The 19,049-nt window shown below is 69.2% G+C and carries 18 protein-coding genes and 2 pseudogenes; 10 read left to right on the top strand and 10 right to left on the bottom strand.

Annotated elements, in window-relative coordinates; translation table 11 throughout:
- Window positions 1-8: 8 nt before the first annotated feature.
- Window positions 9-725 (top strand): tetratricopeptide repeat protein, encoded by a 717-nt coding sequence (locus N8I87_RS27450; RefSeq protein WP_263216697.1) that lies wholly within the window; start codon window positions 9-11, stop codon window positions 723-725.
- 687 nt (window positions 726-1,412) lie between these two features.
- Complete coding sequence (locus N8I87_RS27445; protein WP_263212619.1) at window positions 1,413-1,883, top strand: GNAT family N-acetyltransferase; 471 nt, start codon at window positions 1,413-1,415, stop codon at window positions 1,881-1,883.
- 113 nt (window positions 1,884-1,996) lie between these two features.
- Here the strand turns inward: N8I87_RS27445 and N8I87_RS27440 are convergent, their stop codons facing one another.
- Together N8I87_RS27440 and N8I87_RS27435 are read right to left on the bottom strand one after the other, a co-directional pair.
- Window positions 1,997-2,380, bottom strand: a complete 384-nt coding sequence (locus N8I87_RS27440) for a DUF6083 domain-containing protein (protein WP_263212617.1) — start codon at window positions 2,378-2,380, stop codon at window positions 1,997-1,999.
- Window positions 2,381-2,575: 195 nt separating this feature from the next.
- Window positions 2,576-3,085, bottom strand: coding sequence for a transposase (locus N8I87_RS27435; RefSeq protein WP_263212616.1), 510 nt, complete (start codon window positions 3,083-3,085; stop codon window positions 2,576-2,578).
- 29 nt (window positions 3,086-3,114) lie between these two features.
- Here N8I87_RS27435 and N8I87_RS27430 point away from each other — a divergent pair, with 29 nt between their 5' ends.
- Window positions 3,115-3,342, top strand: coding sequence for a DUF6177 family protein (locus N8I87_RS27430; RefSeq protein ID WP_263212614.1), 228 nt, complete (start codon window positions 3,115-3,117; stop codon window positions 3,340-3,342).
- A gap of 467 nt (window positions 3,343-3,809) precedes the next feature.
- Here the strand turns inward: N8I87_RS27430 and N8I87_RS27425 are convergent, their stop codons facing one another.
- On the bottom strand, window positions 3,810-4,493 hold the full coding sequence (locus N8I87_RS27425; RefSeq protein WP_263212612.1) for a TNT domain-containing protein: 684 nt from the start codon (window positions 4,491-4,493) through the stop codon (window positions 3,810-3,812).
- A 421-nt stretch (window positions 4,494-4,914) separates the two neighbouring features.
- Here N8I87_RS27425 and N8I87_RS27420 point away from each other — a divergent pair, with 421 nt between their 5' ends.
- Together N8I87_RS27420 and N8I87_RS27415 are read left to right on the top strand one after the other, a co-directional pair.
- Window positions 4,915-5,406 carry a hypothetical protein gene (locus N8I87_RS27420; RefSeq protein ID WP_263212610.1) on the top strand — a complete coding sequence of 164 codons (492 nt, stop codon included), beginning with the start codon at window positions 4,915-4,917 and terminating at the stop codon, window positions 5,404-5,406.
- A gap of 240 nt (window positions 5,407-5,646) precedes the next feature.
- Window positions 5,647-6,966: a hypothetical protein gene (locus N8I87_RS27415; protein ID WP_263212607.1), complete on the top strand. Its 1,320-nt coding sequence runs from the start codon at window positions 5,647-5,649 to the stop codon at window positions 6,964-6,966.
- 168 nt (window positions 6,967-7,134) lie between these two features.
- Here the strand turns inward: N8I87_RS27415 and N8I87_RS27410 are convergent.
- The 3 genes and pseudogenes from N8I87_RS27410 to N8I87_RS27400 form a co-directional block, all read right to left on the bottom strand.
- A pseudogene (locus tag N8I87_RS27410) lies at window positions 7,135-7,458 on the bottom strand (tyrosine-type recombinase/integrase); the annotation flags it as partial.
- A gap of 70 nt (window positions 7,459-7,528) precedes the next feature.
- Entirely contained in the window at window positions 7,529-8,146 is a 618-nt protein-coding gene (locus N8I87_RS27405; RefSeq protein ID WP_263212604.1) for an FMN-binding protein, read from the bottom strand.
- 43 nt (window positions 8,147-8,189) lie between these two features.
- Complete coding sequence (locus tag N8I87_RS27400) at window positions 8,190-9,521, bottom strand: ferredoxin reductase family protein (RefSeq protein ID WP_263216695.1); 1,332 nt, start codon at window positions 9,519-9,521, stop codon at window positions 8,190-8,192.
- Between the two features lie 270 nt (window positions 9,522-9,791).
- Between N8I87_RS27400 and N8I87_RS27395 the strand changes: the two are divergent.
- Window positions 9,792-10,727, top strand: a pseudogene (locus N8I87_RS27395) (IS701 family transposase); the annotation flags it as partial.
- A gap of 67 nt (window positions 10,728-10,794) precedes the next feature.
- Window positions 10,795-11,037: a transposase gene (locus N8I87_RS44470; protein WP_411577294.1), complete on the top strand. Its 243-nt coding sequence runs from the start codon at window positions 10,795-10,797 to the stop codon at window positions 11,035-11,037.
- A gap of 378 nt (window positions 11,038-11,415) precedes the next feature.
- Here the strand turns inward: N8I87_RS44470 and N8I87_RS27390 are convergent, their stop codons facing one another.
- From N8I87_RS27390 to N8I87_RS27380, 3 genes are read right to left on the bottom strand one after another with little or no spacing between them, the layout of a single operon-like run.
- Entirely contained in the window at window positions 11,416-11,574 is a 159-nt protein-coding gene (locus N8I87_RS27390) for a hypothetical protein (RefSeq protein WP_263212602.1), read from the bottom strand.
- Window positions 11,575-11,608: 34 nt separating this feature from the next.
- Window positions 11,609-12,001, bottom strand: coding sequence for a hypothetical protein (locus tag N8I87_RS27385; RefSeq protein ID WP_263212600.1), 393 nt, complete (start codon window positions 11,999-12,001; stop codon window positions 11,609-11,611).
- A complete protein-coding gene (locus N8I87_RS27380; protein ID WP_263212598.1) occupies window positions 12,001-14,496 on the bottom strand; it encodes a DUF4132 domain-containing protein in 2,496 nt (831 codons plus the stop codon). The genes N8I87_RS27385 and N8I87_RS27380 overlap by 1 nt, the downstream gene beginning before the upstream one ends.
- Window positions 14,497-14,701: 205 nt before the next feature.
- Between N8I87_RS27380 and N8I87_RS27375 the strand changes: the two genes are divergently transcribed.
- Entirely contained in the window at window positions 14,702-15,460 is a 759-nt protein-coding gene (locus tag N8I87_RS27375; protein WP_263212595.1) for an IclR family transcriptional regulator, read from the top strand.
- A 102-nt stretch (window positions 15,461-15,562) separates the two neighbouring features.
- Window positions 15,563-16,897: a PP2C family protein-serine/threonine phosphatase gene (locus N8I87_RS27370; RefSeq protein WP_263212593.1), complete on the top strand. Its 1,335-nt coding sequence runs from the start codon at window positions 15,563-15,565 to the stop codon at window positions 16,895-16,897.
- 30 nt (window positions 16,898-16,927) lie between these two features.
- On the opposite strand, the gene ku is transcribed toward N8I87_RS27370, so the two are convergent.
- Complete coding sequence (gene ku / locus N8I87_RS27365) at window positions 16,928-18,070, bottom strand: non-homologous end joining protein Ku (protein WP_491743942.1); 1,143 nt, start codon at window positions 18,068-18,070, stop codon at window positions 16,928-16,930.
- Between the two features lie 62 nt (window positions 18,071-18,132).
- On the opposite strand from ku, the gene ligD reads away from it, so the two are divergent.
- The gene (gene ligD / locus N8I87_RS27360) at window positions 18,133-19,014 is read left to right on the top strand and encodes a non-homologous end-joining DNA ligase (protein WP_263212588.1); all 882 of its coding nucleotides are present in this window, start codon (window positions 18,133-18,135) and stop codon (window positions 19,012-19,014) included.
- The last annotated feature ends 35 nt before the right edge of the window (window positions 19,015-19,049 follow it).

The following is a 19,049-nucleotide window of genomic DNA, read 5'->3' as shown; positions in this document are numbered from 1 at the left end:
AGAGCCATATGCGTCTCACCGCTGCATGGGGATTGCTCAATCTCGGGCTCCACTCGGAGGGGCGGCGCGCTGCGCAGCAACTGCTCACCGAAAACATTACGCAGGATGACGAACTTCGAGCTCACATCCTCATCGCCCGTTCCTACAACGAGGCTGGCGACTCGGAGGCTGCGGACGCCGAGCTGAGTCGGGCCGCCGCGCTGCTGAACGGCGACACTCCATCGGGGCCTCGGGTTAATTACTACACCGAACGTCTGGCGGCAGCTAGTAGCCTTGGCGACGATCCGGCGGCGCTCCGGTACGCCCACCAGGCGATCGAGGCAGAACCAGGGGCATCTGCCGGCTATGGCAACCTGGCGGCGGTATACGAACGCCTCGGCGATCCTGAGGCGGCGATCACGAACGCCCGCAAGGCGCTGTCCATCGCAGGTAACTTCCTTTATTATGCCCAGCTCAATCGACTGCTGTGGAGCGCGGGTGAGGGAGTAGAAGCGCTGGTCGTCTGCGACTTGATGGTGGCCTCCCATCCGACCTTGGCGGATGCGTATGCGCTCCGAGGAATAACCCGGGCTCTGGTCGCTGACGCCGCCGCACCGCTGTCCCCGGAGGCCGCGCAATTTCTCCGCGCCATGCTTATCTCAGACCTGAAATCCGCTCTGCGCTACGGTCCGTCGAATCTGCCTAGAACTGAGGTGCTTCACCTGATCGTCACGGAACTTGGTTGAAGGCCGTGGACAATGTCAGGGATGCTCGTGCAAGCGTCGGAAGAGTCTCCTGATAAATGATCCCGCGAGGTGTACATCGCCCGCCACGCGCGGTGGTCCGGTCCATCCGTGCGCCCCAGCCTCTCTCCTAAGCAGTGGTCGGTGGCGGCTCCGTGTCCCTGGCGAGCCCAGCCTGGCGGGAAGCTGCGCTGAGCCGGCTCACCATGCCCGCACCCCGACACACCTCCGACACAGTCTGGGTCCCTGGCGCCCTCTGGCGAACTCCGTCGCACGTCAGAGAGTTCTGCGGGGTCATCAGCGCAATCACTCCGGAGCCGTGTGCGCAGGTTCGAATCCTGCCGGGGGCACCCCTTATAAGGTGCCCAAAGACCCCGCCACCAGCGAGAACGCTGAGGACGGGGTCTTCGCGTATGTGCAGCCATATGCAGCGCTGAGCGGCCCTAGGACGGGGGCCGTGGACTATTTGTGGACAGGATCTTGGAGCGTCTGCCCGGGTCAAAGCAGCTACCTCCGAGCGGACACAGCCCGGCGTGCCAGTCCCGCTCCAGAGCCACTGCGCCGAATACGCTGCGAAGACGTTCAACCGGACGTCCTTGACATTGCGTGCACGCAGCGGACTGACGCACGGCGGTGGCTCTTCGCGTCGGCCGGGATGGCGCAGCCGGCGGATGCAGGAAGGGGTGAGGCATGAAGTCCCCAGCCGTGCATCTCCGGGAGATCACCGACGACAACCGGGATGCCGTTCGTGCCCTCCGCGTCCGACGCAACCAGAAGCAGTTCGTCGCCTCCGTGTCCAAGTCGCTTAAGGAGGCGGCAAAGAAACCAGAGGCCAATCCCTGGTACCGCGCCGTGTACCGCGGCGACGAGCCGGTCGGCTTCGTGATGCTGTCGTGGAAGCCGCCGGCTGGTCCTTACAAAGGGCGGCACTTCATCTGGCGCCTCCTCGTCGACAAACGGCACCAGAGGCGAGGAATCGGCCGAGAGACGCTCACGCAGATCGCCGCCCTGGTTCGCGCGGACGGCGCCACCGAGTTGCTGACCAGCTACGATCCCGGCGACGGCGAACCGTGGCCCTTCTACCAAAAGTTCGGGTTCGAGCCTACGGGCGAGATCGACGACGGCGAGATCGTTCTGCGACTGACCTTCCCCGCTCGGTGAGCTCATACGGGTAGCGGCGGACAGTATTGGCCTCCGTTGGTCAGATGACGAAGAGGCCGGTGGGCTCCTGGAAAGTCGATGCCCCTCAGCTTCGTGTCTGCCTTAAGCGACCGTTACCCCGCATCCGGCCATTCCTCCGGAGGCTCTGGCGGCTCCGGGTCGGCCTGCCGCTCCACTCGCCGCCCGTTCTCCGCTCGCAGCGTCGTCAACCACGGCCAAAGATCCGGCTGCGGTTGCGCCGAGCAGGCCAGCCGGTGCTCGATACGGCACCGTTGAAACGGATCCGGCGGACACACCCCATAGACGGTTACCCGACCGTCGGAGAGCTCGATCCACCGATGCTCCGCTGGCACCGTATGGGCCAGCGGAGTCATGTCCGGCTCAAGCAACACCCAGTCCTGCTCCAGCGTCGCCACGCGATCCGCCGGCAGGCCGCAGTACAGGCAGCGCGGCTGCCCACCTCCCAGCCGGCGCGGTCCCTCTTCTAAAACCCCCATACCGCGAGAGTCGGCAGCCCGACGACGTATGCGTAGACCGCGAACTGGACGGGACGCCTGCGACAGTCGTCCATCCGTGAAATGGGACGCGACCCGGCAGGTGCAACTAGCAACCAGCGGCCGAAAGTACACGGCCGAGACACGACGAAGCCCCCGGCCAATGCGGGCTGGGGGCTAAAGGCCAAGACCGGGAAGTTAGGGCGGTTCGATCATGCTGGAGCGGCTGGTCAGCGTGATGGCGGTGGTCACTGTCGTCTTGTGCCCGACGCTTCCTTTGGTCTTGTTGTAGGCGTAAGGCGAGAGGGTGCGCTTGACGCAGCGTGGGCTGGTGCGGGAACGACGCCTGGCGGGTGCGAGATTGCGGGCCGGGACCAGGATCGCAGCCAGGGCTGCAGGGTCTGACGTGCTGGCGTTGATCACGGTGAGCCGGACGGTGTGCAGGGCGATGGACAGGGACAGCCGGTCCGGATCAAGACGTGCAGTGGTGGCGGCTTCCGTGATGGCCCGGCGACTGGCCTGGTAGAGGACCAGCAACGCGTAGAGTTCCTGCTCGACGCCGTCCACCGTGCGCGAGCGCAGGACGCGGTTGGCTCCGCGCAGGGTGACCTTCAGCCCGTAATAGGCGGTCTCGATCTCCCACCGCTGGTGGTAGAGGGCGGCCAGTTCGGCGGCCGGGTAGCGGGCGGGGTCCAGGAGCGTGGTCACCACTCCGCACAGCCCGCCGCGACCTCACCGTGCCGCCACACCTCGAAGCTCCGCCCATCCCCGTCGCGCTCACTCTCGGCCACGACGAGATCAAGAGCATTGGCCGCGGCCGAGCCGGACACCCGCCGCTCGGCCCCACTCCCACCCGACTCGACCAGATGGCCGAACCCGCCCTCCACTACCCGCTCGGAGACGGAACCGACCCCCAGAGCTGGGCCGCGTTCCAACACCTCACTCAGCACCTGAAGCAGGTATGACCGGCTCTGGGCCCGGCACTCGCCGCGCAGCGCCTCGTCGGAGCGCCGGGCTGTGATCGACGTCGGTCAATCCGTCGTCGATGTCCCCGAGCGCATGGCCGACCAGCCGGCGCGCGAGCTGCTCGGGATCAGGGCGTGCCGCACGACGCGCGTCGAGGCGGGCGCCGGCGAGGTCCGCGCGAGGGCCGCCACGCCAGAGGCGGCGGGTTCGCGCTCCGGCAAACATCTCTCTGTGCCCCAGTCATGCGCCCCCAGGGACTCGAACCCGCCGCTGCGCGCCCCCGGCCTACCGGTTCAGCTGCAGCCTGGGAAGGGGGCCCATCCCGCTACCAGGCCATCTCCCTGGCACCCGGCTGCGCCAGGGCCGGCCAGACCCCGTGGCTGGGCCGTCTCCGGGCCGTCATGAGTGTGACCGCCGGCTCCGCCAGGAGCGACCGTCGGACGGGGCACCATCGGGTCCCCTCACGTCAGGTCACTGGCAGCTCCGTCAGGTAGTGGGCCTCCTTCAGCTGCCCGACGCTGGGCACTGTCGCATATTGCAGGGCCAGGCCGGGCTGGGCGAACCAGGGCCTCGTGGGACCGGCCTGGACGGTGAAGTCCTGGTCGACCCGGTAGAGGTGATAGCTGTTCGGGTGGGCCGCTTCGAAAGTGATGAGGTTGCTCGGCGGAATCGCACGCTCGCCGAAGGGGGTACCCGCCGCCGCCAGGAAGTGACCGGAGTCGCCCCTGCCGAAGAGGTCCAGCAGTGTGCCCGCGCGGAGGGTGACGCGTCGTTCGACCGGTTGCTGGTTCCTGATGACGAAGCCGCTGTTGCTGGGGAACCACCAGCCGGACTGCCCTGTCGGAAGGTTCGTCTGCCAGTAGCACTGGAAGAAAGCGTCCTGCGGCTTCCCGCCCAGTCGGTTGTAGCCGCGCAGGATCTCGCCGATCCGACCGGTTCTGGGAAGGTCCTTCGGTCCGAGGCGCCAGTCGCCGTGGTAGTAGACCTGCTTGACAGTAGGTGCGTTGTTCACCACCCTGACCCGGTTCTGCACCGGGCAGTCGCCGCCGTGGGACGTACGGGCCGCGTCGGCCTGGACTGTGGCCGGTGTGGAGCCGATCAGCAGGAGCGACGCGAGCGCACCCCACACCAGACGCCGCGGAAAGCGCATCGGATATTCCTCCTTCTGAAAACCGCCTTCACATGGATTAGTCCCAGTCCACCGGCATCGCCCGCGGCAAAGAGGCAAGCGCCGCCGCCACACACCCGAATGTCGGCGCACGATCCCTCCAATGCCCGAGCGGCGGTGGTGAACCGGCAGTCCAGCACGCAACGAAAATCTGCTGATGGTGGCGACAAGGCCTGGATCCGTTCGGCGGAATCCCTTGACACGAATTACCGATCGAGCCGAATCGTCCCGCTGACACTCGTGGTCACTGTGGGAACCTCGCCACGAAAGCGAGAAGGCGTTGGGCAGGTGAGGCGATGCCCAGTGATCAGAAATGAGGAGCCCGACAGTGCCCGAAGTTAAGAAATCGTGTCGATCCGGCGGCCGCAGGGGTTACGCGTGGCGCCTCAGTGGGCTTTTCGCGGTGACAGGAACGGTCCTTTCCTGGGTTCTCGTCGCCCCGCCCGCGGCCGCCCAGAACGCGGTCCGCATGGACAGCCACGTCGGCTCCGGCGCCTTCGAGAAAGGCGGCAACAAGTGCGTGACAAGTCGCGATCTCGCCTCGGTCGTCGTGGACGACGGGGAATTCGCGGGCACGCAGTTCCGCGTGACGACGGACACCGAAGGACGTGCGTTCTTCAACGACAGCCGGGCCGAGGGAGACTGGATCAATCTCGCCGCGATCCCGTACGCACCGAGCTGCGTGGTGGATGCCGCTCTCGGGTACACCGAGAGCGGAGCCACTCCCCCTGCCCCCAAGAAGCCCAACAGCCTCTACGTGGACCTGCTGGCCGCGAACGGCACCGTCTACCAGGCCGTGTGCACCATCAACAAGGATGACCCGTTCAGGGCCTACAACATCGCGGCTTTCTGCGGAGACCGGTTCATCCCGGTACCGGGTACGCCCGTAGGCTGACACGCGCGACACATCCGGGCCCCGCCTGTGCACGAGCCCGTGCTCCGCAGTATTGGACCACGACACTCCCACAGCCCACGCGGATGTACGGAAAGCGGGTCAAATCTGCCCCGAACGGGCAGGCGGCGGTGCTCGGGAGGGGAAGCCTCGGTCGGGCCGCGCAATGCGGCCCGGCTCCGCCCCACACGGAAGCGGCACGGACGAGGAGGCCCCTTGCGTACACGCACCTATCGACTCACCTTGGCTGCGGCATCCGCAGCTGTGGTGCTGCCGCTGATCGCGGCGGCACGGCCGCCCGGGGAACCAGCCGCCGGAGCCCCCGACCGTCCGGCGGCGCAGGCGGCCGCGCCGATGCAGTCCACCACCGGCAACTGGGTGGTGAAGTGGCAGCCCGACAACTACGCCAACGCGATCTCCAGCCTGCGCACCGCCCTGAAATTCCGGTCGGGTTACACGTACACCAAGCTCAACGAGCTGCTGTTGGCCGCCAACCGCACGGCGACCCAGAGGTGCCCGAGGGCCAGGAGCCGGCAGGACAACGGCGCGCTCTACGACGGCGTCAACCCCGTGAACTGGTTCTGCCTGCAGGACGCCGCCCCCAACTCCGATGCACGGACTACCCGTTGGATGCCACAGGGCGTCAGCGGCACCTCGGACGCCCAGCAGGGCGGCACCGTCGACGGTTCCCGGGCCTTCGCCTTCACCTGGCACCATTCCGGCGACAGCCGGTCCAGGGTGACCTTCCTCAACGAGGAGCCGCAAGCCGGTACGTCGCCGCAATACCGGCACGTCCTGTTCGTCCGGCCGGTCATGAAGGGGGGCAAGCCCGACTGGGAGAACGTGGCCACCCATGCCGGGGGCCTGCTCTGGTACCACGACTACCTGCTGGTCGCGGACCGCGCCACCGGCCTGCTCGTCTTCGACATGCGCAACTTGTGGGACATGCAGCAGAGCTCCGCATGGGATCGGAGCGCCACCCATTTCGGTCGCCGGAGCGACGGCACCTATGGCACCTACGGCTACCGGTACGTGCTGCCGTTGATCGGCCAGTGGCAGACGCAACTGCCCAACGGGGGGAACTTGGCCCCGCGCTGCACCTCCAACAAGAAGAGCCAGCCCTGCTACGACTACACGGGACTGGACCGCAGCACCTCACCGCCGACCATGCTCACGGGGGAATTCTGCAACGGCAACCCCGACTCGAGCGGGTGCCCGGGCCAGACGGCCCGGTGGACGATGGAGACGGGCAACTGTACCAACGGCTGCCTGAAACACGACGCCTCAGGTGTGGCCAGGGCCACCGCGGTATACACACAGCCCGGCCCCTACATCCAGGGTGGCGTCTCGTGGAACGGCGTCTACTACTTCACCGCGAGCAACACCCGCCACGCACTGGGCACCCTCTACGTCGACCGGCCCAACGTCGCCCCGCTCAGGTACCAGGCGGGTGTGGGCGTCCAGGATCTCTACTGGCTGCGGACCAACAACCGACAACTGTGGTCGCTGACGGAGTTCCCTGGTCGCTATAGGCGCACCCTGTACGGGGTGTCGGCCCCCTAGCCTCGATCTTCGTGACGGTCCGTCGAGTCATCCGGCGGGCCGTTTCGGCTTTTCAGGCTCGTGACGGGCAGGCCAGCCCGGCTGTCGCGTCGGGTGGGCGCCGGGTTCCACTGCTCCGGCCGGCGGATGTCTCGTCTGGGGCTCCTGTTCGCCAGTAGCGCCGTTGTATCAGTCCGCGGTGTCGTCCTCCTCCCCCAGTCCCTGCATGATCCGGTCATTCATCTCCTGCTCCTGGCCGTCGATGCACTTGGCCAGGGCCGAGGCCTCCTGATCGGGGACGAGCGCCGGTTCCCGAGCCTGCTTCCATGCACGGGAGTAGGACGAGGCCGCGATCACGCTGCCCCGTTCGCTGGAGAACAGCCGCCCGTCCTTCGCCGTACCGAACTCCTTCAAGTGGTCCCGGAGCAGACGCACAAGCGGAGGCGGAATCGGCACGATGCGCACCTCACCCTGCGCCCGTTGCTTGAGGCCGCGCCGATCGTCCGCCTCCCCAGGTCGGCGACCTGGGGTTTGTTTGTCGCCCAGTACCGCAGTGGCCTGTTGGCTCGGAGCCCTGTCCGGCTCAGACACCGGCCCGGTCCAGGGCGCTCTGCAGGGACTGCTTGTACCCCGCGCTGGTGTACGTAGCGCCGGACACCGTGTCTATGTTCGCGCTTTGCGCCTCAAGGGTCTCCTGGTTGAGCTTGGGGACGGCCATGGAGGAGATGTCCTTGCTCCGCGCCGTCTCGTCGGGAGACTGGACGGCTGTCGCCCCGGTGATCCTGCTGCCGCTGAGGGTGATCCGCACCTGGACCGGACCGTACTTCGTCTGGGCCGTGGCGCCGGTGACGGAGCGCGTGGTGGGCGCGGCCGACGTGGTCTTCGGGGCGGAGGGGGCGCTGCTGGTCTTCGCCGGAGCGGCCGACACCCGGCGCGGCGGCGACGCGCTCATGCTGGACGAGGGCTGGGCGTGCTTCTTCCTGGGCGCCTTCGACGGCGAGGCCGACGTGGACGGGGAGGAGGAAGGGGACGCCGGCACGGAGGGGGACTCGGATGCCACCGCCGTGATCCCGGCCGTGGGGCCACCGGCCCGCGCCGGCGACGGGTCCGTGGTCGGCTTGAGCGCGAGCAGCAGCACAATGCCGGAGACGGTGCCGACTGTGGCCAGCAGCGCGTGGCGAAAAGGATGCTTCTTCCTCACAGGACTCCCAGCGCGTCGGGGATACGAGGTGTCACAGGCTCGCTCAGAACTCGAAGGACTCGTGGTGGATGCGGCGGTGCGGGACGCCGGCCTCGCGGAGTGCGGCGTACGACTCCTCGGCCAGTCCCGGCGGCCCGCACAGGTACACGTCGTGACGGGCGATGTCCGGCAGGATCCTGCGCAGCATCTTCGCGGTGATCGCGGGTCGTCGACCGTCCGGGCTGTTGACCGCGTACAGCAACTGGGCCCCTCGTTCGTCCGCGATCTCCTCCAGTTCGTCCCGCAGCGCCAGTTCCTCGGCCGTGCGGGCCCGGTAGAGCAGGGTCAGGTCTCCCGGTGCACCGGGCAGTGTCTCGAACAGCGCCCTCAGCGGCGTGATACCCGCTCCGCCCGCGAGCAGCAGCACCTTGCCGCGACTGCGGCGAGCGGCGGTCATAGCACCGTACGGCCCTTCGGCCCACACGCGTGTGCCCGGCCGCAGCCCGGCAAGCGCGGCGCTGTGCCCGCCGACGGCCTTGACGGTGATCCGCAGCAGGTCGGGCCGGGGCGGGGCGGAGAGTGAGTACGGGTTGGCGCTCCACCGCAGCCCCTTGGCGAGGAACCGCCAGCGGAAGAACTGGCCCGCCTCGGCGCCCAGACGGTGCAGCCGCCGGCCCCGGATCAGCACGGAGACCACGCCCGGAGCCTCCTGCACGACCGACTCGACCCGCATGCGGTGCCGCAGGTTGAGCCGCACCGGGGTGAGCGCCCGGTACCAGAGGAGCAGGGCGCCCACCACGACGTACAGGGCGTACCAGGCCGTACGGGCGGTGGCGTCGGCGACGAACTCATTGCCCGTGGCGAGTTGGTGCCAGAAGGCGAGGTAGACCGCGGCGTAGGTGAGCAGGTGCAGGTAGTACCAGAGTTCGTAGCGCATACGGCGGCGCACGGCACCGGCGGACACGAAGCCGACGAGGAGCAGGAGCAGCGTTCCTGCGGCCGCTTCGATCATCCTGGGGTAGTCGGTGACGACGGAGACCGTCTGCGCCACGATGCCGGTGTCCGCCTGCAGCGCGTATCCGTACAGGATCAGCACGACGTGGGCGAGGGTCAGGCACAGTGCGTAACGGCCGGTTCGCGCGTGCCAGCGGACCACACGGTCGGACCCGACCCGGCGTTCGAGGGCCGGGATGCGCGCCATCTGGGCGATCACCAGCGCGATCACATAGCCGGCGAGCAGTCCGGTGATCCGGCCCGCGTTCACCATCCGGTCGGCGGTGGTCGCGGCGACGGCGGGAGTGTTGTGCCACCAGAGCCAGAGCACGGCGGCGGCACCCGTCCAGGAGAGCACGAGGAGGGGTGTCGCGGGCGAACGCCGGGGGCGGATCCGGCGCATGGCCTGCCGTCTTCCCGCCCGGCTGTGCTGGATCGTCGTCAAGGCTGTTCTTTCCCTTTCCGGCCTTGCTGTCCCGGCACCGTACATCGGACAGGTGGCTGAAAACCATCAGCGGCAGGTGAGGGTGCGACTCCGCGTGATCCAGGCACGGCAGGGGCGCCCGACTACGCATTTCCCTGCAACCAACTAGTAGGGCTTGGTCATCTTCACTCCTGAGTGGCGTGTCTGTTGCCTCGTGGGTGGCGTTGTCGTGGTGTGACACCTGAGGAGATGACCGAGGCCCGGGGGGACCTGGAGGCGTTCGCGGCGGAGTTGTTCGACGGGTTCTTCCGTGCGGACCAGCGGCGGTGGGGACAGGCGTATGTGCGAGGGCTGCTGCTGGACGGGCGGCGTAAGTCGGTGGAGCCGATGGCAGCCCGCCTCGGCGAGGACGGCAACCGGCAGGCGCTGGCGCACTTCATCACCTCCAGCCCGTGGGATCCGGCGCATGTGCGGGCCCGGCTGGCCTGGAGGATGCACGAGGCGATCGGTCCGGAGGCGCTGATCGTTGACGACACCGGCTTCCTCAAGGACGGGGACGCGTCTGCGTGTGTGTCGCGGCAGTACACCGGCACCGCGGGCAAGGTCACCAACTGCCAGGTGGGAGTGTCGCTGCACCTGGCCCGTGAGCAGGCCTCGGCCGCAGTGAACTGGCGGCTGTTCGTGCCCGCTTCATGGGATCCGGCCTCTGGACAGGCGGATGCGGCCAAGGTCGCCCGCCGCGGCCGTTGCGGCATCCCCGCCCAGGTGGGGCATGTGGAGAAGTGGCAGCTGGCCCTGGACATGATCGACGAAACCCGGTCGTGGGGCGTCGATGTCCCCTTGGTCGTGGCGGATGCCGGATACGGCGATGCCGCCGCCTTCCGTCTGGGGCTGGAGGAACGCAGCCTGCCCTATGCGGTCGGGATCTCCTGCCGCCACACCGCCCATCCGGCCGACGCCCGGCCCGTCCAGCCCCCTACGCGGGCACCGGCCGCCACCGAAAGCGCAGTACCCCGACCCTGCGCAGACGGTGAAAGACCTGGTCATCGCGGTAACCGGGCGGCTGCACGGCCGGTTTCCTGGCGGGTAGGCTCCCGGCCGGGCACGGGCCGAAACGGCTTCAAGCGCATGTACTCGCGGTTCGTCGCCCTCAGGGTCCGGCCCGCCGGACGGGGCCTACGCAAGACCACGGACGCTCCCGAGCTGCCTGAACGCTGGCTGCTGGCCGAGGCCCGCCACCGAGAGCGAGCCGGTGCAGTTCTGGCTGTCCAGCCTGCCCTCCGGCATGCCACTGGCCACCCTGGTGCGGCTGACCAAGCTGCGCTGGCGCATCGAGCACGACTACCGGGAGATGAAACAGGCCCTGGGACTTGCCCACTTCGAAGGCCGCACCTGGGGCGGCTGGCACCACCATGTCACCCTCGTCTCCGCCGCCCATGCCTTCTGCACCCTCAGGCGCATGGCTCGCGCCCCAAAAGACACAGCGGCGGTCTGAGTCTCTACCAGATCGTCCGTGAACTGCAGACACTCCTCGCCCTCTGGACCGGCGCCTGCCCCACCTGCCGCCGCGACATACCCGCACCGATAGCAAGATGACCAAGCCCTACTAGTCCAGCGCACGGACGGGGTTGGACGTCACAGCCGCCATGGCGCGGTACCCGTCAGGCCTCTTTCGGACACACCCGCGGTAACGGTTGTGGCTACACTCGCCGCCCACGCAAGAGCCCGACCGAAAGACAAATCACCGTAAAACCTGTCGCTGCCCGGCTGGCGTCAACGCCTTCCGCCTGCGCGGGAAGGCCGTGCGGCAGGACCGGCCAGTCGCGGGAGCCTGCTCCAACCGCAACCGGCCGGGGACTCCGACGCAAAGTGGTCAGGCGACAGACCGGTTGCGGCGAGTGCTCTTGCCCTCTTGCGACGTCTCGGCGGGCATCAGCGCCTCTGCCGCGAGGCGCGACACGATCAGTTCAGCCGGCTTCAGAGCCGCATCGGGCCGCACGATGCCGAGGCGTACGAGGCCGTCGCCCGACACGTTGCCTTCGGGATCCCCTGCGAGGTCCGGTCTCTCAGCCGCCGGCGAGGGCGACGAGCTTGATGAAGACCAGGTCGGGATCGGTGGTGAGATCCACGGCTTCGTCCAGGTCCTCGACCTGGCGGTCGCCGGCCAGCACGAAGAAGCCGTTGGACAGGAAGGCGCGCTCGGCGATCTCGGCCTGGCGCTCCCCGTCGATGCGGCGCGGTTCGCGGAGTCGGTAGCCGTTCAGCTCCGTCTCGGCGTCGTCGGGGCGGACGAGGCCGTTGAAGCGGTTGGCCGGGCGGGCGTTGTGCCGGGCGGCCTCCTCGCGGACCCGGAGCCTGATCAGCTCCCGTACGGTCATCCGCGCCGGCTGCCCGGCCACCTCGAACTCGGTGAGCGGCTTGCCCGTCGCGGTCTCGTCCCGGAACGTCACGGTGGCCATCAGGCACCTCGCTCGATCTGGCGGAGGATGGTCTTGTCGGTGATCTTGGTGTCGGCGGCGAGCAGGAACGCCTTGCTGAGGATCAGGGAGAGCCGTTCGTCCTCGAACGGGAGGAATACCTTGCCGTCGGCCTTGCCGCGTGCCGGGACGATGCACAGGTAGGCGTCGTCCGGTTCCATCAGGATGTTGGCCGAGCCAAGGTGGATCTTGTACGTGCGCAGATCCCCGCGGACCAGTAGGAAGCGGCCGTCGAGCGTGCAGCGGGCGGCGATCTTCAGGCGCGGGAGGATCCGTTCCAGGGCCTCGCGGCGGACCTCGGCGCTTGCCGTCAGGGCGCCGAACGTGGCCGTCCGCCAGTACGCGGTGTAGCGGTCCTCGCCCCGGTCGGTCCAGTCGGGATCGGCGGCGATCGACGTCACGCCGACGAAGAGGTCGAGGTCGCGCATCGCCTCGCTGAACACCAGCGGGGGTACCTCCGCCAGCGGAACCCGGCGCCAGCGTCGGCCGTCGCGCCGCTCGAAGCGGACCTGGTCCGTCGCGGCGTGCTCGGGCGCGTAGCCGCCGACGTCGTCCGCGGCGGGCTCGTGGTGGAAGCAGGCCCGCCACTCACCGTCGGCGAACTCGGCCCGTGCCTGCCCGTCGTAGCCGCCGTCGTAGCGGCCGAGGAAGTTGGCCTGCCAGCCGCGTTCCTTGAACAGCGCGTAGAGCTGCCGGTAGTGGACGATGTGGGCGGCGAACCGGTTGGAGTAGACGCCGGTCTCCTCCTCCGCCGGGGTGAGCAGGTAGATCTCCCGGAAGGCCTGCTTGAACGGCTGCCGCAGCCGCTCGGCGACGAGCCGCTCCCGCCACGCCCTGATGTCGTCCCTCGACGCCCGGATCGGATGCCACAGCCGGACGCGCTCGGGCTCGCCGGGCGGCTCGGCCATCGGTGCCACCGCACACCACTCGCCGTCGGCGTCCTGGAACTCCCAGACCAGGCCGCGGACCAGAGTCCCGGTGACCGGATGGTCGCGGTAGTGGCGGCACCACTCGTCGTACGGCCACTCGCGCCCGGCCGACATCAGCGCCTCGACGCGGGCCCGCTCCCCCGAGAGTGTGCTCCGTACTTCCTTGGCCAGCGTCTTCAACTCCTGGAGCTCGTCGGGAAAGTTGTCCTTCACTGTTGGCGGAGTTGTGCGGGACGTTGCCCCGTCGGGGCGCGTGAAGGTGAGCCGTACGGTCGCCGCTTCCTCGATCGCCACCCGTACCCGGTGTCCGCCCAGCTCCCGTTCCAGCGAGCCGTCCGGCGTCAGGCCGTGGTCCGGCACGCTGCGTTCGATGAGCTGCTCCGCCGTGATGCCCTGCTTCCCGGCTGCCGTCACCAGCGCGGTGTCGAGCTGCTTGCGCAGAGCCCGGTGCCTGATCCGGGACTGCAACCGCCACAGGGCCTCGAGCGAGGCCGGATCGCCGGTCTCGGCCAGCGCGTTGATCGCGGCGCCCGCGAGCTTGAGGTCCTGCGTCACGTCGCTTCGGGGGCCGCCGGTCCGCAGAGCGAGCGCGCCGAGGTGGCGCACCGCGGCCGGGCCGCCGGTCAGCGCGGCCGCCCAGACGGCGCCTCGCGCCAGGTCACCGTCGTTCTGGTGGATGACGTAGTGGTAGTGGTATCCGTCATGCAGCCAGCCGGTGTGCGTACCGCTTTCCCTGCTGCACAGCGGATCGTCCTCGGCCAGCATCCGCAGGACGTCGGCCACGACGTCCCGCGCCGACGCCGCGTCTACGAGTCCGAGGCACGTCCGCCGCCACCTCTGCGCGGGGCGCGGCCCCGACAAGCTCGCCAAGTGCCTTACGAGGCCGGCCAGTTCCGGCGTCGGAGAGGTCTTCGCGCGGTCCCTCAGCGGGACGGCCCAGGGAGCGTCGGCGGGGATCAGTCCCTCGGGGATGTGCGCCTCGTCCACGCTCGCGAGCAGTGCGCGGAGGCGCTGGGCGAGCGATGCGTGCGAGCTCGCCCCGACAGTGGTGTCCATGAGCTCCGTGTGTGCGTGCTGCAGCCAGGGCATGACCGCACGGCGGCCGTCGGCGCCGAGCTGCTCGGCGGCGTTCAGCACGAGCCCAAGCGAACTGCCGAACCAGTGGCCCATGTCGTACTCGGTGGCGCGGAGCAGCATCACCGCGACCTCGTCGGGTGTCCAGCCACGCACCCGCGAGACCAGGGTCCCGATCTCGGTGTCGTACTGCCACAGGCTCGTGTCGTCGAAGCAGGCGGCCAGCATGAGGCACAGGACCGCCGCCCTGCCCTCCTCGTCCGCGCAGGCCGCGAGCCGCCTGTCGATCTCGGCCCGGGTCGCCGCGCCCGCCGCCTCGTATCGCCGGTGGTCGCCGTGTATGGATCGCCGGAACTCGGTCCGCTGACGTTCCAGGAGGTCGACGAGCCAACGGACGTGGTGCAGCGCCGCGGACCTCACGTCGTCGAGCGAGTCGTTCCTGCGGGATTCGGCCACCAAGGCGTCGAAAAGCATGGCGGGATGATGACAGGGGGGACTGACAATGCGATCAGCCAATGCGATCAGCCCGCAAGGCTTCGGGAACAAGCCCGACAGCCTCACAGAACGCCGGTTCGCCGACAGGCAGTAGATCAGGTGGATCAGACGGCACCGTCACTCGTACTCGCGCGAGAGTTCTGCTTGTCTTGCCTCTCCTTCACCCCAGGAGCACCCTGGTGCCATGGGTGCGCGTGAGGGGCCCACGCTCATCGGGTCCGTCCAGCGGGCGTTTCGGCTGTTGGAGGCCGTGAGCGGGCATGTGAACGGGGCACCGGCCAAGCAGTTGGCGCGGGAGACCGGGTTGCCCCTGGCCACCGCCTATCACCTGCTGCGCACGCTGGTGCACGACGGGTACGTGCGGAAGCTGGACGACGGCGGGTTCGTGCTCGGGGACCGGCTGCGGGTGCTCACCGACGCCGGTGGCGGGCAGGCGCTGCTCAGCCGCGTTCGGCCGACCCTCGCCACGCTGCGCGACGAACTCTCGGCCGCCGCCTACCTCACCTTCTACGAGGAGGGCGAGATCCGGGTCGCCGAGATCGTCGACGGACCGCGGGCGCCCCGGGTCGACGTGTGGGTGGGGTTCGAGGACGCCGGGCATGCCACCGCTCTGGGCAAGACCGTGCTGCGGGAGCTGGACGAGGACTCCCGTATGGATTACCTGTCCCGTCACTCGCTGGCCGATCTCACCCCTCGGACGATCACCGATCGCCCGGAGCTGCTCCGGCGGATCGACGACGCGCCCTTGGCACCGGCGGTCACGGACATGGAGGAGTACTCGCTCGGCACGGTATGCGTCGCGGTGCCCGTCTACTGCGGGGACACCCTCGGCTCGCTCGGCGTCTCGCTGCGGGCGGACCAGCTCTCCCGGCTCGAGGAGGCCAGGGCCCTGTTGATCCCGATCGCGAGCCGTGTGACCAGGAGTCTGTCGCTCACTATCTGAAAATCCGCCGCTTGTGGCGGCCCCAGTCGAACCCTTTACCTGGACTGAACAGACATTCCGGGCGAGCTTCGCCCCCGTACAGGTGAGGACTGCGGACCGATCATGAGCCAGAGGCGAGACCACGGTGGCGAACGCCGGCGGACGTGGCCCTTCATCAGCCGTACGGCCGGTTCCGCGCTGACGGTCCGGGGGTGGACCGCCGAGCAGCCGGCCACCGCCCTGCTGCCGGTTCTGCCAGTTCTGCCCGTGCTGATCGTCTCCGCCGTCGTGGCCGTCGACCTCGTCTGCGGCACCGGGCTGACCTGGGTACCGCTGCTCGCCGCCGGGCCCGCGCTGGCCGCCACCACCAACGGGCCCCGCGGCGTCCTGTGCGTGGGCCTGCTGGCCACGGGGCTGGGCACGGCCCTCGGCCTCCGGGACCGTTCCTCGGGCCACGAGCTGGCGATCGTACTGGCCGGACTGGTGGCCGTCTCCCTGGCGAGTGCCCTGGCCAGCGCATTGCGCAGACGCCGGGAGCTGGTGCTCGCGGCCGTTCGCTCCGTGGCGGAGGCCGCCCAGCACGCGCTCCTGCAGCCCGTCCCGGCGGCCGTCGGCCCGTTCCAGGTGGCCGTCCGCTACAGCGCGGCCGCCGCGGAGGCCCGTATCGGCGGCGATCTGTACGCCCTGGTGCCCACCCCGCACGGTGTACGGCTCATCGTCGGCGACGTACGCGGCAAGGGACTGCCGGCTGTCGGGACCGCCGCTCTCGTACTGGGCATCTTCCGCGAGGCCGCCTACGACGAGCCCGATCTCCTCGCCGTCGTCGACCGGATCGAGCGCAGCCTCGCGCGCAACCTCGGCCAGGACGACTTCGTCACCGCCGTGGTCGCCGGTTGTCCCGAGCCCGGGCGGCTGGAGGTCGTCAACTGCGGCCACGCGCCCCCGCTGCTGGTACGCGACTCGGAGGTCGTCGCCGTCGAGCCCGCCCAGCCCGCTCCGCCCCTCGGACTGCGCGCCCTCAGCGGTGAGAGCCCCCGCCTCCAGGTGCTGTCCTTCTGCGACGGGGACCAGCTGCTGCTCTACACGGACGGGGTCACCGAGGCCCGCGACCACGGCCGTGAGTTCTATCCGCTCGCCGAAGGACTGGCGCGGCACGTGTGCCATGAGCCGGCCCGCACGCTGACCGCACTCCACGACGACCTGCTGGCGCATGTGGGCGGCCGGCTGCATGACGACGCGGCTCTGCTCTTGCTTCGCAAGCCCGACGGGGCCGATGTGGCCGACGTGGCTGATGCTGCTGACATGGCTGGTGTAGCCAACGTGGTCAATGTGGCTGATGTGGTCGACGTTGCCAATGCGGGCGAAGTTGCCAATGCGGCCGATGTCGCCGATGCGGTGGATCAGCGTGATCAGGCTCTTGAGCAGAGGGCCGCCGCCAAGGTCACGGTCCAGCACTGACGCCGGGGCGCCGAGGCTCCGGCCCGCCGTTCACGCGGTGCGCTTGCGGGGTGTGGCCTTCTTCGCCGCCGCCTTCGTCGCCTTCTTGGCGGTCGTCTTCTTGGCGGTCGATTGCTCAGCGGTCGTCTTCTTCGCGGTCGTCTTCTTCGCGGCGCTCTTGGACGTGCTCGCCGTGGTCTTCGATGTCGACTTGGCCGCGGTCTTCGCCGTGGCCTTCGCCGTGCTCTTCGTCGTCGTCCTGGGCGCCGCCGTCTTCTTCGCCGCGGCCGTCGTCTTCTTGCCGCCGGTCTCCTTGGGCGCGGCCCGGGTCGTTCTGCGCGGCGGGAGCGGGGTGACCTCGGCATCCCGTGGCTCGCCCACCTCGGCCGCCTCCCCCACCTCACCGGCCACTTCCTCGCCCCGGGACTCCTTCGCCGCCCGCACGCTCTTCTCCAGGGCCGCCATCAGGTCGAGCACCTTGCCGCCGGGCGCGGGAGCGGGGGCCTCGGGGAGTTCCTCGCCGGCCGCCTTCGCGGCGATGACCTCTTCCAGGGCCACGCGGTACTCGTCGTGCAGGTCCTCCAGGTCGACCTCGCCGAGGGTGTCCATCAGGGCGTCCGCGAGGTCGAGCTCCTTGTCGCGGACCGTGACGTCCACGTCCGGGGCGACACCCTCGGGGGCGCGGACCTCGTCCGGCCACAGCAGGCCGTGCATGGCGATGGCGTCGCCGACCACGCGCAGCATGCCCAGGCGTTCGCGGCCGCGCAGCGCGTACTTCGCGATGGCCACCTTGTTGCTGCGCTTGAGTGCCTCGCGCAGCAGGGTGTACGGCTTCGCGGCCGGGGCGCCGCCGGCGGCGAGGTAGTACGCGGCGTCCATCTGGAGCGGGTCGATCCGGTCGGCCGGGACGAAGGCGACGATGTCGATGGTCCGTGCCGTGGGGATCGGGAGGTTGGCCAGGTCCTCGTCGGTGATCGGGATGATCGTGCCGTCCGCGTCCTCGTACCCCTTGCCGATCTCCCCGCCGCTGACCTCACGGTCCTCCAGTTCGCAGACCTTGCGGTAGCGGATGCGGCCGCCGTCCTCGGTGTGGATCTGGCGGAAGGAGATCGCATGGCTCTCGGTGGCGTTCACCAGCTTGATCGGGATGCTGACCAGGCCGAAGGAGATGGCGCCGTTCCATATGGATCGCACGTGCAGCACCCTTCCCCTCGACATAAGCCGGGTTTGTTGCAGTTTCGTGGGATTCTCATCGTATGACGCCGATCACTGAGGTGGAGGGGCGGCGGGTCGCGCTCAGCAATCTGGAGAAGGTGCTGTATCCGGCGACCGGCTTCACCAAGGGCGAGCTGCTGCACTACTACGCGACCGTCGCCGAGGTCCTCCTTCCGCATCTCCGGGACCGGCCGGTGTCCTTCCTGCGGTACCCGGACGGGCCGGACGGCCAGGTGTTCTTCACCAAGAACGTGCCGCCCGGTACGCCCGACTGGGTCACCTCCGCGCAGGTGCCGCGGTCGGACGGGCCCGCGCGGATGGTGCTCGTACAGGATCTGGCCTCGCTGATGTGGGCGTCGAACCTCGTCACCGAGTTCCACACGCCCCAGTGGGTGATCGAGGCGCCCGGGGAGGCGGACCGGCTCGTCTTCGACCTCGATCCCGGCTCCCCGGCGACGGTCGCGCACTGCTGCGAGGTCGCGTTGTGGCTGCGGGCGCGGCTGGCCGACGACGGGGTCGAGGCGTATGCGAAGACGTCCGGGTCGAAGGGGCTCCATCTGCTCGCGGCGGTACGGGGGGTGTCGTCGGAGCGGGCGTCGGAGTACGCCAAGGGGCTGGCCGTGGAGGCGGAGCGGGCGCTGCCCCGGCTGGTGGTGCACCGGATGACGCGGAGTCTGCGGCCCGGGAGGGTGTTCGTGGACTGGAGCCAGAACGCCGCGCGGAAGACCACGGCGGCTCCGTACACCGTTCGGGCGCGGCGTGAGCCGGCCGTCTCCACTCCGGTGACGTGGGAGGAGGTCGAGCAGTGCCGGGAGGCGGGGCAGCTGGCGTTCCGGGCGGGGGACATCGCGCCGCGGTTGCAGGACTTCGGGGATCTGATGGCGCCGTTGCTGGACGCGGGGCGCGCGAGTCCCTTGCCGTGAACGCCGCGCTCACCCGATGACCGGGAGGCGAGCCC

The sequence above is a fragment of the Streptomyces sp. HUAS 15-9 genome, from assembly GCF_025642155.1.
Lineage (GTDB): Bacteria > Actinomycetota > Actinomycetes > Streptomycetales > Streptomycetaceae > Streptomyces.
Note: the sequence above shows the minus strand (reverse complement) of the source record. Positions and strands in the feature narration are given on the sequence as shown.